The sequence below is a fragment of the Actinoplanes sp. NPDC051861 genome, from assembly GCF_040681145.1.
Classification (GTDB): Bacteria; Actinomycetota; Actinomycetes; order Mycobacteriales; family Micromonosporaceae; genus Actinoplanes.
This window is the reverse complement of the sequence record NZ_JBFAYE010000002.1, coordinates 587,094-599,953: the sequence shown is the minus strand read 5'-3', so window position 1 is coordinate 599,953 and position 12,860 is coordinate 587,094. Positions and strand designations below refer to the sequence as shown.

At 70.4% G+C, this 12,860-nt stretch carries 11 protein-coding genes; 4 read left to right on the top strand and 7 right to left on the bottom strand.

Annotated elements, in window-relative coordinates; genetic code table 11:
- Positions 1 to 25: 25 nt before the first annotated feature.
- Positions 26 to 628 carry an alpha/beta hydrolase gene (locus AB0M02_RS09445; RefSeq protein WP_364223935.1) on the top strand — a complete coding sequence of 201 codons (603 nt, stop codon included), beginning with the start codon at positions 26 to 28 and terminating at the stop codon, positions 626 to 628.
- A 180-nt stretch (positions 629 to 808) separates the two neighbouring features.
- Here AB0M02_RS09445 and AB0M02_RS09440 read toward each other — a convergent pair whose 3' ends face one another.
- The 3 genes from AB0M02_RS09440 to AB0M02_RS09430 all read right to left on the bottom strand — a co-directional run bounded on the left by AB0M02_RS09440 (position 809) and on the right by AB0M02_RS09430 (position 5,316).
- Positions 809 to 2,149, bottom strand: a complete 1,341-nt coding sequence (locus tag AB0M02_RS09440; protein WP_364223933.1) for an MFS transporter — start codon at positions 2,147 to 2,149, stop codon at positions 809 to 811.
- 165 nt (positions 2,150 to 2,314) lie between these two features.
- A complete protein-coding gene (gene ctaD, locus AB0M02_RS09435; protein ID WP_364223931.1) occupies positions 2,315 to 4,069 on the bottom strand; it encodes a cytochrome c oxidase subunit I in 1,755 nt (584 codons plus the stop codon).
- Between the two features lie 140 nt (positions 4,070 to 4,209).
- Positions 4,210 to 5,316, bottom strand: coding sequence for an FAD-dependent monooxygenase (locus AB0M02_RS09430; protein ID WP_364223929.1), 1,107 nt, complete (start codon positions 5,314 to 5,316; stop codon positions 4,210 to 4,212).
- A 128-nt stretch (positions 5,317 to 5,444) separates the two neighbouring features.
- On the opposite strand from AB0M02_RS09430, the gene AB0M02_RS09425 reads away from it, so the two are divergent.
- A complete protein-coding gene (locus AB0M02_RS09425; RefSeq protein WP_364223927.1) occupies positions 5,445 to 5,840 on the top strand; it encodes a VOC family protein in 396 nt (131 codons plus the stop codon).
- On the opposite strand, the gene AB0M02_RS09420 is transcribed toward AB0M02_RS09425, so the two are convergent.
- On the bottom strand, positions 5,822 to 6,502 hold the full coding sequence (locus AB0M02_RS09420) for a helix-turn-helix domain-containing protein (protein ID WP_364223925.1): 681 nt from the start codon (positions 6,500 to 6,502) through the stop codon (positions 5,822 to 5,824). The two genes, AB0M02_RS09425 and AB0M02_RS09420, sit on opposite strands and share 19 nt — an antisense overlap.
- Before the next feature lie 91 nt (positions 6,503 to 6,593).
- Between AB0M02_RS09420 and AB0M02_RS09415 the strand changes: the two genes are divergently transcribed.
- Both AB0M02_RS09415 and AB0M02_RS09410 read left to right on the top strand, forming a co-directional pair.
- On the top strand, positions 6,594 to 7,664 hold the full coding sequence (locus AB0M02_RS09415; protein ID WP_364223923.1) for a DNA polymerase ligase N-terminal domain-containing protein: 1,071 nt from the start codon (positions 6,594 to 6,596) through the stop codon (positions 7,662 to 7,664).
- Positions 7,665 to 7,907: 243 nt separating this feature from the next.
- Positions 7,908 to 9,725 carry a hypothetical protein gene (locus AB0M02_RS09410; RefSeq protein ID WP_364223921.1) on the top strand — a complete coding sequence of 606 codons (1,818 nt, stop codon included), beginning with the start codon at positions 7,908 to 7,910 and terminating at the stop codon, positions 9,723 to 9,725.
- A gap of 68 nt (positions 9,726 to 9,793) precedes the next feature.
- Here AB0M02_RS09410 and AB0M02_RS09405 read toward each other — a convergent pair whose 3' ends face one another.
- The 3 genes from AB0M02_RS09405 to AB0M02_RS09395 all read right to left on the bottom strand — a co-directional run bounded on the left by AB0M02_RS09405 (position 9,794) and on the right by AB0M02_RS09395 (position 12,643).
- Positions 9,794 to 10,261 (bottom strand): MarR family transcriptional regulator, encoded by a 468-nt coding sequence (locus tag AB0M02_RS09405; RefSeq protein WP_364223919.1) that lies wholly within the window; start codon positions 10,259 to 10,261, stop codon positions 9,794 to 9,796.
- Positions 10,262 to 10,569: 308 nt separating this feature from the next.
- The gene (locus AB0M02_RS09400; RefSeq protein ID WP_364223917.1) at positions 10,570 to 10,959 is read right to left on the bottom strand and encodes a cupin domain-containing protein; all 390 of its coding nucleotides are present in this window, start codon (positions 10,957 to 10,959) and stop codon (positions 10,570 to 10,572) included.
- A gap of 19 nt (positions 10,960 to 10,978) precedes the next feature.
- Positions 10,979 to 12,643, bottom strand: a complete 1,665-nt coding sequence (locus AB0M02_RS09395) for an EAL domain-containing protein (protein WP_364223915.1) — start codon at positions 12,641 to 12,643, stop codon at positions 10,979 to 10,981.
- Positions 12,644 to 12,860 lie beyond the last annotated feature (217 nt).

Sequence of the window (12,860 nt, the reverse complement as noted above, 5' to 3'; positions counted from 1 at the left end):
TGAGACCTGTGGGGAACGTGATCGCATGAGCTTCCTGATCCTGCACGGCTGGCAGAACCGGCGGCCGCCCGCGCACTGGCAGCACTGGCTGGCCGGCGAGCTGCGGTCGGGTGGTCACGTGGTCGACTACCCGCAGTTGCCGGACCCGGACTTCCCGGTTCTGGAGGACTGGCTGGCCGAACTGCGCACCCGCGTGGCCGCGCTGCCCGGCCCGCACCGCACGGTGATCTGCCACAGCCTCGGCTGCCTGCTCTGGCTCAACGCCGCCGCCCGAGCCGAAGTCCCCCTTCAGGTCGACCGCGTCCTCCTGGTAGCACCTCCCTCGACCGACGTGACCCTCTCCCACCCGGAGATCGCCGGCTTCGCCGTCCCGCGGTCCCTGACGCCCACACTCCTGAAGGCCGCCGCCGCCCACACCACCCTCGTGGGCTCCGACAACGACCCCTACGCCCCCGGCGGCCCCGCCCTCGCCTACGGCGACTGGCTGACGATCCCCACCACGGTCCTCACCGGTGCCGCCCACCTCAACATCGACGCCGGTTACGGCCCGTGGCCTTCCGTCCTGGACTGGTGCCTGACCTCAGACGCCACTCGTCCCATTACCCACCGTCCCGATTCGCCTCGATGAACCGCACGCCCGAATACGGCTCGAACGGAATCCCGCAAAGAGACTCAAACGAGCCCCACAGCGATTCCGGGCCCTGTGGATAACTTGTGGATAATCTTCAAGGGCGGCATTCCCCCAGCCAGAGTCACTGCCGAGTGCAATTCTTCAGGTCAATTTGCGCATTTCGCATTGGGTGACGATTTACGGAACGTGCGATGTGGCGCCGGGCCGCGAGGCGGGCGACGCCGGGTCGGGCTCCGACACGGCATCGGCAGCGGTGACGCTCACGCCTTCGGTGAGGTGCCCGGCTCCGGGGGTGTCCGCGCTTCGGACACGGTCACTGGGAGTGGTCACATCGTCGGGAGGGGCGGTCGTGCGGCGGCGGCGCAGTTCGGCGGGGAGGACCAGCAGGGCTACGAGAATTCCGACGGCGCCGACGGCTGTGAAGCCCCAGCGGGGGCCCAGGGTGTCGATGGCCAGGCCGGCCAGTGGGCCGCCCAGGGCGACGCCGACGGTAAGGGCGGAGTTGTGCAGGCCCATCGCCTCGCCGCGAGCAGCGGCGGGGCTCATGCGGCTGATGGCGTCGGAGCTGGCGGTGATCGTGGGGGCGCAGAGGGCACCCGCGGGGATCAGCAGGAGGGCCAGCAGCCACCAGTTGTCGCCGCCCAGGCCGACGGGGATGGTCAGCAGGGCCATCGGGGCGAAGAGGGCGAGGACCGGGACGCCTCGGCGGACGGTGCCGTAGACGAAGCCGCCGACGAGGGAGAACAGGGCCCAGAGGGAGAGGACGGCGCCGGTCCAGGCGACCTGGCCGGAGTCGCGCAGGACGGCGACCACGGCGACGTCGGTGCCGGAGAGGACCAGGGTGGCGGCCATCGTGACGGCGAGGATGGCGACGAAGCGCGGCTTGAGCCAGGAACGGCGCGGCACCCGCTCACCGGCGGCGACCGGGGCCTCGTGCGCGGCGCGCGTCGGCGGGTTGAGCAGCCACAGGCCGAGGCCGGCCAGGAAGATGCCGGCGGCCAGGGCGAACATGGCGACGCGGGAGCCCGCGGTGGTCGCGATGAGCACACCGAGCGCGGGGCCGGCCATGAACGACATCTCGGTGGTGATCGAGTCGAGGGCGAAGGCGGGCAGCCGGTGCGACTCGGGAGTCAGCGCGGCGATCGACTGCCGGGCCACCGAGAAGGCCGGCAGGGCCAGGAAGCCGCCGACGGCCGCGACCGGGAGCAGTGCCCAGTAGGGCAACGACTGCGCCACCAGCCAGTAGATCACCTCGGCGACCGTGGTCAGCACCAGCACCGGCCGCAGCCCTCGCCGGTCGACCAGGCGGCCCATCACCGGCGCGCCGAACGAGCCGCCGATCGTGGCCGCCGCGCCCACCAGCCCCGCCGCGCCGTAACCCCGGCCGAGATCGGTGACCACATGCAGCGTGAGCACCACGGTCGCGGCCGCGATCGGGATGCGCGCAAGCGTCGCGACCACCAGCAGCGATGGGATCTTCGGTAACGCGAGTGTTTCGCGGTAAGGCGTGAGCAACATGTCGATCCTGACCTCCGCACGACATCCTGCCGTGGGGGTACGACATAAATCCAACGAGTTCCGGCCCGCCCCCGGCTCTACCGGCCCCGCATGTGGCCGAGATAACGCCCGGAACAGCAAACGGCCCGCACCCCCCGAGAGGAGTGCGGGCCGAGTTGCGTCGAATCAGTGGTCGCGGTCGGAGGCGACGTCCTCGCGGTATGTCGCGCCGCCGTCGGACTCGCTTGTCAGCGGGCGGGCGCCGCCCTCGGGCGGACCGGCGAGCGAGTGGCCGGCGGCCAGCTCCGGGAACTTCACGTCGAACGCGGGGCGCTCGGAGCGGATCCGCGGCATCCGGTCGAAGTTGCGGAGCGGGGGCGGGGTCGAGGTGGCCCACTCGAGCGAGTTGCCGTGGCCCCACGGGTCGTCGAGGGTGGTGACCTTGCCGACCTTGTAGGACTTCCACACGTTGTAGATGAACGGCAGGGTCGACAGGCCCAGCACGAACGACCCGATCGTGGAGAACGTGTTCAGGAACGTGAAGCCGTCGCTGGGCAGGTAGTCCGCGTACCGGCGGGGCATGCCCTTGGTACCGAGCCAGTGCTGCACCAGGAACGTGGCGTGGAAGCCGATGAACGTCAGCCAGAAGTGAATCTTGGCGAGCCGCTCGTCGAGCATCCGGCCGAACATCTTCGGGAACCAGAAGTAGATGCCCGAGAACACCGCGAACACGATCGTGCCGAAGAGCACGTAGTGGAAGTGCGCGATCACGAAGTACGAGTCGGAGACGTGGAAGTCGATCGGCGGTGAGGCCAGCAGGACGCCGGAGAGACCGCCGAAGAGGAACGTCACCATGAAGCCGACCGCGAAGAGCATCGGCGACTCGAAGCTGATCTGGCCGCGCCACATGGTGCCGATCCAGACGAAGAACTTCATGCCGGTGGGCACCGCGATCAGGAAGCTCAGGAAGCTGAAGAACGGCAGGAGCACCTGGCCGGTGGCGAACATGTGGTGCGCCCACACGGACATCGACAGCGCGCCGATCAGCAGGGTCGCCGAGACCAGGCCCTTGTAGCCGAAGACCGGCTTGCGGGAGAAGACCGGGATGACCTCGGTGATGATGCCGAAGAACGGCAGCGCGATGATGTACACCTCGGGGTGGCCGAAGAACCAGAAGAGGTGCTGCCAGAGCATCGGCCCGCCGGTCTCCACGTCGAAGACGTGCGCGCCGAGCACCCGGTCCGCGGCGAGGGCGAAGAGCGCCGCGGCGAGGAACGGGAAGACCATGACCGCGAGCAGCGCGGTGACCAGCATGTTCCAGGTCATGATCGGCATGCGGAACATCGTCATGCCGGGCGCCCGCAGGGTCAGGATCGTGGTGATCAGGTTGACCGAGCCGAGGATCGTGCCCAGACCGGAGATGGCCAGGCCGACCACCCACATGTTGCCGCCCACGCCGGGCGAGTGCAGGGAGTCGCTCAGCGGCGTGTACGCGAACCAGCCGAAGTCGGCGGCGCCGCCGGGGGTCAGGAAGCCACCGATCGTGATCAGACCACCGAACAGGTACAGCCAGTAGGCGAACGCGTTCAGCCGCGGGAACGACACGTCCGGCGCGCCGATCTGGATCGGAACGACGTAGTTGCCGAACGCGAACACGATCGGGGTCGCGAAGAACAGCAGCATGATCGTGCCGTGCATGGTGAACAGCTGGTTGAACTGTTCCGGCGAGAGCAGCTGCATGCCCGGGCGCGCCAGCTCGGCACGCATGAGCAGTGCCATCAGGCCACCGAGCAGGAAGAACACGAAGGCCGTGATCATGTACATGATCCCGATCTGCTTCGCGTCCGTCGTGCGCAGGATCCGAGCCAACGCTGAACCCTTGACCTGCCGCCGCACCGGATATGGTCGGGTCGCGATCGGCGACGGCGCAACGGTCGTCACGAATTGCCTCCGTTGTCTCGTTCGTCCCTCTCAGGATGTCCCGAAGATCGGGCGTACCTCCGAGGCAGAATAGTCCCCCACCACTTTTCGGCAGTCGCGGGGTGACCAAGAGACGCGACCGTCCAGGCGAGACGTCCGGATCAGAGTGACGAGACGAGTGACCGGTAGTGGTCGGTGAAGATGCGGAGGCCGCGGCGGCGCAGCATCGGGTCGCGCAGGGTCGGCGGCACGTCGCGGGTGCGGTCGCGCTCCCTGGTTCGGTCGCGGACCTCTGAGCAACGAGGACGGCGGCGCTCCTCGTAAGCCCGCAGGGCAGCCGGGATGTCACCGGACGCGTTGCGCAGCTCCTGCCCGAGCACCCAGCCGTCCTCGAACGACATCGCGGCACCCTGCGCCAGCGTCGGCGCGGTGGCGTGAGCAGCGTCACCCAGGAGGACGACCGGACCCTTTGACCAGCGGTTCAGCACGACCTCGTCGGTGCGGGCGACCTGCACCTTCTCGATCTTGTCCAGGATGGCCGGGACGGGACCGCCGAACGAGCCGAACAGCTCCAGCAGCCGTTTGCGCGGATCCTCCGGGTTCGGGCTGTCGGGAGCGGTCTCGTCGGCATAGCAATACAGCCTGCGGCCGCCCATCGGCATGGCGACGAAGGCCGAGCGCCGGCCGAGCACCGCGGTCCAGTCGGTCAGCGGCGGGCCTCCGGTGACCACCGAGCGGTAGACGATCTGGCCGGTGGGCACGGCGGGTCCACCGAGGCCGGCCTTGTCGCGAATCGTCGAGCGGCGGCCGTCGGCGCCGATGACCAGGTCGTACTCCGAGACCGTGCCGTCGGAGAACTCGACCTTGGCGGCACCGTCGACGATCGCCAGGTCCTGCACGGCGGTCTCGAACCGCACCTCGCCGCCCACGCCGGTGAGCAGCACCTGCTGCAGGTCGGCGCGGGACAGGGCGCGGGACTCGCCGACGCCGGCCCAGAGCGCGGCCACGTCCATCTCGAACAGTTGCCGGCCGCGCATGTCGAGGAAGACCTGCCGGAAGATCAGGTCGCCGAGCGGGCGCAACGGGACGTCGAGCCCGAGCAGGCGCAGCGCGCGTGAGGCGTTGCCGGGCAGATAGATGCCGGCGCCGGGCACGGTCGTGGCGGGCAGAGCCTCCACCACCTCCGGCCGGAAACCGGCGACACGCAGCCCTCGGGCCGCAGCCAGGCCGGCGATGCCGGCGCCCACCACGAGGATGCGCAAGCTCATCGCACCAACGCTTTCTTGTCGATGGATACGCGTCGGAGCCGCAACATTACCGCCCGCCATCGCCGCGGGGGAACGGCAGGTCCGATTTGTTCAATACACCGGCATGCCCGGGCCGTAGCGTCACCCTCATGACTCCTGTTCTCAACGCCTTCGGCCTCGTCGTGGCCGACATGGCCACCTCGCTGGCCTTTTACCGGCTGCTCGGCCTGGAATTCGACGACGGGGCGGACGACGCCCCGCACGTGGAGACCGCTCTCGGCGGCGGGATCCGTCTCATGTGGGACTCGCACGCGACGATCAAGTCGTTCCACCCGGAATTCACCCCGCCCGGACCGGACGGCGCCCGGATCAGCCTCGCCTTCGACTGCGGGAGCCCGGCCGGTGTCGACGCGGCCTATCGCGCGCTGACGGGCGCGGGCCACCCCGGCGAGCACGAGCCGTTCGACGCGCCGTGGGGTCAGCGATACGCCGTTGTTCGCGACCCGGACGGCAACGGCGTCGACCTTTACGCCGCGTCCGCCTGACTCATCAACCCACCGAGTGGCACCCCGGCCAGCGCTTTCACCTCCCGGGAGAGGTGGGCCTGGTCGGCATAGCCGGTGTCGGCGGCGACCTCGGCGAACGCGCGCCCGGCCCGGGCCAGCGCGACCGCCCGGCGCATCCGGAAGATCCGGTGCAGGGTCTTGGGACCATATCCGTAGGCCGCGACGCTGCGCCGTCTCAGCTGGCGCTCGCCCAGACCGGCGGCCGACGCGATCTCGGTGACCGGCCGGTCGTCGTGCGCGGCGGCGGAGACGGCCACCATCACCGGATCCGGATCGTGCCAGCGGCGGGTGGCGGCCTCCTGCAGAGCGGCGGCCGGGTTGGTGGCCTCGGCGATCCGGCGCACCTCGTCGGCCGGCCACAGGGCGTCCAGTGGCACCCGCTGGTCGAGCACCTCGGACGCGGGCAGCCCGAGCACACCCGGACCGGTGCCGGCGCCGAAGCGCAGCGCGTGGTGGCGGCTGCCGGGAACCGGCGCTCCCACCTGCGCGGTGGTGTCCGGCCCGGCGACGAAGACCGAGCCGTCCTGCCAGATGATGTCGAGGCACCCGTCGGGCAGGATCCGGTGCTCGCTCGCGCCGACCGGCGTGACGCTCTGCCAGGCGACGACGTGCGGCAGCGAGGAAGGCCTCTCCGTGTACATGCGGACAGCCAACCAGAGGGGTACGACAAAACCCGGCGCGCGAGAGTTACACCCGTGTATTTCCGGTGCCGTCCGGGCAGACAATCGAGTCATGACGGACCGCCTCGACGAGTACCGCCGCAAGCGGGACGCCCAGCGCACCCCCGAACCCGTCCCGCCCGCCGCGCCGGCTGACACCGGGCAGTGCCGCTTCGTCATCCAGCAGCACCACGCCCGCAGCCTGCACTGGGACGTACGACTGGAACGCGAGGGCGTGCTGGTCTCGTTCGCCGTGCCGCGCGGCCTCCCCCGCGACCGGGCCCGCAACAACCTCGCCAAGCACACCGAGGACCACCCGCTGGAATATCTGGACTTCAGCGGCGAGATCCCGGCCGGCGAGTACGGCGGCGGCCGGATGACGATCCACGACCACGGCACCTACGAGACCGACAAGTGGCGTGACGACGAGATCGGCGTGACGTTCCACGGCGAGCGCACGAACGGGCGATACGTCTTCTTCCAGACCGACGGCCGGGACTGGATGGTGCGCCGGATGGACCCGTCCGAACCGGGCTGGGAGCCGATGCCGGAGACGGTGGAGCCGATGCTGGCGACCAGGGCTGCCGGTCTGCCGCCGGACGACGCCGACTGGGGATATGAGATGGGGTGGGGAGGCAAGCGTGTCACCGCGTACGTCTCAGGGGGAAGGCTGCGTCTCACCGAAGCCGGCGGCAATGATGTGACCTCGTGGTTTCCGGAGATCCGGGCCTTGGGCCCGGCGATGGCGCCGCTCGAGGCCGTGCTCGACGGCGAGCTGGTGGTCTTCGACGGCGCCCGGCCGGCACCGGATCTTCTGGCCCGGCGCGAGGCGCCGAAGGACTCTGCCGCGGCCAAGCGGTTCGCTGAGCGCTTTCCAGCACACCTTCTGATGTACGACCTGACGTGGCTGGAGGGACACTCAACCGTCGAGCTGGTCCGTTACGCGGAGCGCCGGGAACTGCTGGACGGCCTCGCCCTGGCCGGCGACAACTGGCAGACGCCGCCCTGGTTCCCGGGTGGCGGCGAGTTCGCGCTGGAGGCGGCCCGCGCGCAGGGCCTCGGCGGCGTGGTCGCGAAACGGCTGGACTCGCCCTACCTGCCCGGGCGCCGCAGCCGGCTCTGGCTCTCCGTGCCATTGGGGTGACCCGTGCCGTTGGGGTGACCCGTGCCGTGTCATTGACCCGCGCCGTTTCATTGACCCGCGCTCGCGGTGACCGGTGCCGTTGGGGTGACCCCCGCTCGCGCGGGCCGGTGTGGGCAGCGCCAGAATGCGTGCGCCCGTTTCCCTGGGATCCGGCTCGGGCCGGCCGATGGTCGGGTTCCGCTGCGTGGCACACCGGAAGGGCAGAACACTGCGATGCACCCGGACCTGTCCCCCGCTCCGGCAATGATCTCGGAACTCGCGGCCGAACTGTGGAAGTCCGCGGCCGCCGTCCTGGACGCCAACTGGGTCGACGACCACACGGTTCCCTCGCACGCTCTCCACCCGCACCAGTGGAGCTGGGACACCGGCTTCGCCGCGATCGGTCTGGCCTACGTCAACCAGGGTCGAGCCTGGCGTGACCTGCGGAGCCTGTTCGAGGCGCAGTGGCCGGACGGCCGGGTGCCGCACATCGTCTTCGACCCGGCCACGGCTGAGGACGACTACTTTCCCGGGCCGGCCTTCTGGAACGTGCCGGCCTACGGCCGCCGCCCGGCCCGGGGCAGCAGCGGCCTGGTCCAGCCGCCGGTGCACGCGCTCGCGGCGTGGGAGGTCTACCGGCACGCGGCCGCGCACGGCGCCGCCTCGGCCCAGCAGGCGCGTACCGAGCTGGAGTGGCTCTACCCCCGGCTGGTCGCCGCGCAGCGGTACTTCACCGACCGGCGCGACGCGGGCGGCGCCGGCCTGGCCGCGATCGTGCATCCCTGGGAGTCAGGCCTGGACAACAGCCCGGCGTGGGACTCCCCGCTCGCCGCGGTGCCAGCCGATCTCGGACTGTTGAGCCGCTACCACGGGCGCAACCCGGGCGTGGCCGCGCCAAACGTAGCGAACGCGGAGGCGGCGGGCGCGGCGGAGGCGGCGGACCGGGCCACGGGCGCTTCCCGTGTGTGGATTTCGGGTTTGTATGGAGGCGAAAATCCACACACGGACTATGCGCGGTGCCTCGGGTTGGCTGTGGCGTATCGGGATGGCGGGTACTCGGACACCGACCTCGTGGAGCGGCACGGCTTCGTCGTGGAGTGTCCCGGTTTCAACGCGATCCTGGCCACCGCTGAGCTGGCCCTTGCGCAGATCGCGGGTGTGCTCGGCAAGCCCGAGCGGGCGCGGTGGCACCGTGAGGCGGCGCGGCGGATCACCGGGGCGATCGCCGAACGCCTGTGGGAGCCGCGGACCCGGACGTTCCATGCCCGCGACGTGCGTACCGGCCGGCTGAGCCCGGCCCGCTGCGTCAACGGCCTGCTCCCGCTGATGCTCCCGGACCTGCCGGAACACCAGGCCGGCGCGATCATGGCGGAGGCGGCCTCCGAGCGCTTCGGGCTGCCCGCGCTGGGCCAGGGCCGAGCCACGTGCGACTCGGGGCCAGCCGCGCCGGGCCAGGAGCAGAGCACCTCCGGGTCGGAGACGGGCGGGCCGGGCCGGGAGCGGATCGACCCCAGGTCGGAGACGGGCGCGCCAGATCGGGAACGGATCGACGCCGGGTCGGAGACGGGCGGGCCGGGCCAGGAGCAGCGCGCCTCCGGGTCGGAGACGGGCGGGCCGGGTCGGGGGCGGATCGGCCCCGGGTCGGAGACGGGCGGGGCGGGCCGGGAGCGGAACGACCCCGGGTTGGAGACGGGCGGGGCCGGTCGGGGGTGGAACGCCTCCGGGTTGGGGCTGCCGGTGCCTGGTCATGATCGGACGGGGGTGGGGTTTGACGCGCGGGGGGCGTGGCGTGGGTCGGTCTGGGTGAATGTGAACTGGTTGCTGCGGCGGGGGATGTTGGTGCACGGGTTTCACGCTGAGGCGGAGGAGCTGCGGCGGGCGATGTTGCGGCTGGTGCATCGGGGTGGGCACTACGAGTATTTCGATGCTGAGGACGGGTCGGGGCTGGGTGCGGCGGCGTTCACGGGCACGGCGGCGCTGTGCCTGGATCTGCTGGCGGACCGGTCGGTGCCGGTTTATGCGCATGGTTCGGCCGCGGCCTCGGGCCGCGATCTCCGCCCGGCGGTCGCGGCAGAGGCGTGAGCCGCCGCCGGGCTCGCGCGGACTCTCGCGGCGCCTTGGTCGACCCGTATCGTAAAAAGAATTTGATCTTAAATGCGCTCTACCTCGACCGGCCGATCGAGTAATGCTTCCGCGACCTTGGTCAGCTGGCGCATCTGCGCCGGGGTCAGGCGATCGAAGATCAGTTGTTGGACGGCCTCGGCGTGACCGGGAGCGGAAGCGACCACTTTGTCCCAGCCCGCGTCGGTGAGCTCGGCGATCTGCACGCGACCGTCGGCGTCGTCGCGCTTGCGGCGGACCCAGCCCCGTTCCTCGAGTCTGGCCACCACATGGGACAGTCGGGAAAGTGACGCACAGGCCCTTTTGGCCAGCTTGCTCATGGCCAGGCGGCGGTCCGGACGCTCCGAGAGAGTCATCAGTACCAGGTAGCCCATATGGGTCAGACCGGCGTCGCGCTGGAGTTGGGCTTCGAGGGCTGCGGGCACTCTGACCAGCACTTCTATAAGTTGACGCCAGGCGTGCTGCTGCTCATCGGTCAACCAGCGCGGCTCGTCCATGCTGGAAGGTTAGTGGTGATCGCGTCGAGCGGAAGGTCTCGCAGGACTGAGATCGAATGTGCCGCATTCCGATCGGTCGCCGATTCGATCGACTTCCGTGAACGTTGCCGGGTACTCTGTGCGGGGACTTTTTCCCCGAACACGGCGCCGGAACCGGCTGGCTGGGGGGCCTCGGCCGGTTCCGGCGTCGTGTGCCCGGCGCGGAATTCCGCCGGATGAAACGGTGGACGGAACGCCGGGCGAAACGCCGGCTGGACACGCGGATCAAGCGCCGGCGGGAAACGCGGATGAAGCGCCGGATCCGAGGATCACGACGACGGCGGCTCGTCCTCGCCCGCCTCCTCGGCGGCGTCGGCCTCTTCCTTGGTCTTGTGCACCGCGCCGTCGGCGTGCTCCGGCGGGCCGTAAACGGTGTAGAGGACCAGTGGGTTCGGGCCCTCGTTGACGAAGTTGTGCTTGCGGCCGGCCGGCACCACGACCAGATCACCCTGCTCGACCTTGCGGGTCTCGCCGGAGATGATCGCCTTGCCGACACCACTGACGAACGTGAGGATCTGGTCCACCTCGTGGACCTCCTCGCCGATCTCGCCGCCCGGCGGGATCGTCATGACCACGAGCTGCGTGTGCTTGCCGGTCCACAGGACCCGGCGGAAGTCGGGACTCGTCTCCGCGACGGTGGCAATCGTGAAGTGCTCCATGAAGGGCACGTTACCCAGGTCAGGCCCCGCGCAACCGGCCCGGCGGCACCGGCGAGGGCCGGCCGATCAGGTAGCCCTGGACGTAGTCGACGCCCAGCTCGCGCAGCATCCGCAGGGTGGCCTCGTCCTGGACGAACTCGGCGACGGTGTGGATGCCGTACGCCTGGCACACCTGCACCAGCGCGCGCACCAGCACCTGGTCCTGCGGGTTGTCGACGAGGTCGACCACGTACTCGCCGTCGATCTTGACGAGGTCGATCGGGAACAGGCGCAGGTAGCGGAACGACGCGTACCCGGAGCCGAAGTCGTCGAGTGCCAGGCCGCAGCCGAGGTCGCGTACCCGGTCGGCGAAGCGGCGGGCCTCGCTCAGGTTGCCGATCAGCGCGGTCTCGGTGATCTCGAAGGTGAGCTGTGCCGGGTCGACGCGGTAGCGGTCCAGCAGCTTCTCCACCTCGGTGGTGAGCCGCGGGTCGCCGACCGAGCGGCCGGAGAGGTTGACCTGCAGGCAGAGCCCGGGCTCCTCGGCGGCGAGCCGCATGGCCCGCTCCACCACCCACAGGTCGATGTCGAAGACCGCGTCCAGGCGCTCGGCGGCGTCCAGCACCTGGATCGGCGACTGCGGGCCGTCGGTCTCGTCCAGCACCCGCAGCAGCAGCTCGTGCCGGGTCACCTTGTTGCTCTGCAGCTCGAGGATCGGCTGGGAGTAGAGGGTGAACCGGTCGGTGCCGAGCGCGTCGGCCACCCGGGAGCGGTAGGAGCCCTGCCGATCGCGTACCGGCACGGGGTGCGCGACCACGGTGAGCGGCCGGTCCGCCTCGCGGGACTGGCGCCAGGCCTGCTCGGCGTCGATCAGCAGCCCGTGGCTGCCCGCCTCGGCGTCGCGCTCGAACCGGACCAGGCCGCCCCAGGCGCCGGCCGGTGCCTGGTCGCGCAGGGCGGCCAGCAGCGCGTGGGACTGCTCGCGGGCGGCTTTCCAGGAGATGCCGGTGAAGAGAACGGCGATCTCGTTCGGCCCGACGCGGCCGAGCACGTGCTCCGGGCGGGTCTGGTCCTCCAGAAGCCGGGCGGCGGTGCTGAGGACGTCGGCCGCGTACTCCGGGCGGGCACCCTCGTCGCCCGACTCGCCGACCGGGATCCGGATCACCAGCAGCGCGCCGCCGGCACCGCGCAGGGCCCGGTCGATCTCGTCGGCGAACCGGGCCCGGATCAGCAGGCCGGTGGCTGGGTCGGCCTCCACGAGGGAGGCCTGCACGGTTTCGCCGCGCCGAGTCAGCCGGGCCGACTCGCGGCGGGCCCGCTCACGGGATGTGACGTCGCGGACGGTGCCGCGGATGCCGCGGACCGTGCCGTCCGGGCTCATCATCGGCTCGAGGCGGCAGTCCACATCGAACCAGCCGCCGTCGGTGCGCATCAGCCGGACCGTGGTGTGCACGGTGTTGCGGCTGGTCCAGGCCTCGGTGATGGAGCCGAGCGCCTTGGCCAGATCGTCGCGGTGCACGTAGCGCGCGAGGATCTGCCGGGTCATCTCCTTCTCGGCGGGTGGTCGGCCGAGCATCGCGGAGAGGGCGGCGGACCAGACGATCTGGTCACCGGTGGCGGAGTACGTGAACCAGGCCGCCTGCTTGTCGGAGGGCTGGCGTGGCTCGGGCAGGGTGGTCCGCTCCTGTTTCCCGGGCACCGTCATATGCCGCCACCTCCCCCCTTGCACGCGACTGTTCCCCCTGCCACCAACACCCCTTACCTATTACGACCCGTCACCAGGCCGTAGTAACAGTGGATGCAGGCGTCAAAGTTTTGACGTTTCCGCAGGCAAGGCCAGGAGCAGGGAATTATCGCCCATCCAGAGTAACGAAACAACCGAATGGATGACCTCGTTCCCCCGCAATTACGCCGAAATGCCT

Bases quoted from the DNA above. Each gene is read 5' to 3' on its own strand.
- AB0M02_RS09430 (WP_364223929.1), bottom strand. From the start codon at position 5,316: ATGAGCTTGCGCATCCTCGTGGTGGGCGCCGGCATCGCCGGCCTGGCT.
- AB0M02_RS09395 (WP_364223915.1), bottom strand. From the start codon at position 12,643: ATGACGGTGCCCGGGAAACAGGAGCGGACCACCCTGCCCGAGCCACGC.
- AB0M02_RS09440 (WP_364223933.1), bottom strand. From the start codon at position 2,149: ATGTTGCTCACGCCTTACCGCGAAACACTCGCGTTACCGAAGATCCCA.
- AB0M02_RS09400 (WP_364223917.1), bottom strand. From the start codon at position 10,959: ATGGAGCACTTCACGATTGCCACCGTCGCGGAGACGAGTCCCGACTTC.
- AB0M02_RS09445 (WP_364223935.1), top strand. From the start codon at position 26: ATGAGCTTCCTGATCCTGCACGGCTGGCAGAACCGGCGGCCGCCCGCG.
- AB0M02_RS09415 (WP_364223923.1), top strand. From the start codon at position 6,594: ATGACGGACCGCCTCGACGAGTACCGCCGCAAGCGGGACGCCCAGCGC.
- AB0M02_RS09425 (WP_364223927.1), top strand. From the start codon at position 5,445: ATGACTCCTGTTCTCAACGCCTTCGGCCTCGTCGTGGCCGACATGGCC.
- AB0M02_RS09420 (WP_364223925.1), bottom strand. From the start codon at position 6,502: ATGTACACGGAGAGGCCTTCCTCGCTGCCGCACGTCGTCGCCTGGCAG.
- AB0M02_RS09410 (WP_364223921.1), top strand. From the start codon at position 7,908: ATGATCTCGGAACTCGCGGCCGAACTGTGGAAGTCCGCGGCCGCCGTC.
- AB0M02_RS09405 (WP_364223919.1), bottom strand. From the start codon at position 10,261: ATGGACGAGCCGCGCTGGTTGACCGATGAGCAGCAGCACGCCTGGCGT.